At 76.9% G+C, this 784-nt stretch carries 2 protein-coding genes; one reads left to right on the top strand and one right to left on the bottom strand.

Annotated elements, in window-relative coordinates; all coding sequences use genetic code 11:
- A partial coding sequence (locus tag GTW43_RS33390; RefSeq protein WP_161305729.1) for an NAD-dependent epimerase/dehydratase family protein occupies window positions 1-668 on the top strand: 668 nt, incomplete at its 5' end.
- On the opposite strand, the gene GTW43_RS33385 is transcribed toward GTW43_RS33390, so the two are convergent.
- Window positions 665-784 (bottom strand): ATP-binding protein (locus tag GTW43_RS33385; protein ID WP_343246192.1); only part of this gene is annotated, 120 nt, incomplete at its 5' end. The genes GTW43_RS33390 and GTW43_RS33385 overlap by 4 nt on opposite strands.

Raw genomic sequence — 784 nt, 5'->3', positions numbered from 1 at the left:
TCTGCCCGCGCCACGGGGACGTACGGCCCGGCCCGCGCACGGTCGCCGACCTGGACACGGGACGCTTCGAGCCGCGCTGCCCGCACTGCGCGGCCGCCCTCGCACCCGACCTGATCGGCGAGGACGCCCCGGCCGACCCGCGCAACGTCTACGCCACGACCAAACTCGCGCAGGAACACCTGGCCGCCGCCTGGGCCCGCTCGACCGGCGGCTCGGCGGTCTCGCTGCGCTACCACAACGTCTACGGGCCCCGGATGCCGCGCGACACCCCGTACGCGGGCGTGGCCAGCTTCTTCCGCTCGGCGCTCGCCCGCGGCGAGGCGCCCCGCGTCTTCGAGGACGGCCGTCAGCGCCGCGACTTCGTGCACGTCCGCGACGTCGCCGCCGCCAATCTGACGGCCCTGGAGGCCGGGTCCGCGCCCGGCACCCTGACCCCGTACAACACCGGGAGCGGGGAGCCGCACACCGTCGGCGAGATGGCGCGGGCGCTCGCCGCGGCCCACGGCGGGCCCGAGCCGGTCGTCACGGGGGAGTACCGGCTCGGCGACGTCCGCCACATCACCGCGGACTCGGCGCGGCTGCGCACGGACCTCGGCTGGAAACCGGCCGTCGCCTTCGAGGACGGCATGCGCGCGTTCGCCCGCGACGACCTGCGCAGCGCACCCTAGGGCGCCGTGGGCAGCGTCACCTCGAAGCAGCAGCCGCCCGGGATGTTGCGGACCGTCGCGCGGCCCCGGTGCGCCTCCACGATGCCGCGCACGATCGCGAGGCCCAGACCCGCGCC

Origin of the sequence: Streptomyces sp. SID5785 (assembly GCF_009870065.1) — a bacterium.
Classification (GTDB): domain Bacteria; phylum Actinomycetota; class Actinomycetes; order Streptomycetales; family Streptomycetaceae; genus Streptomyces.
This window is presented reverse-complemented; position numbering and strand designations above follow the sequence as displayed.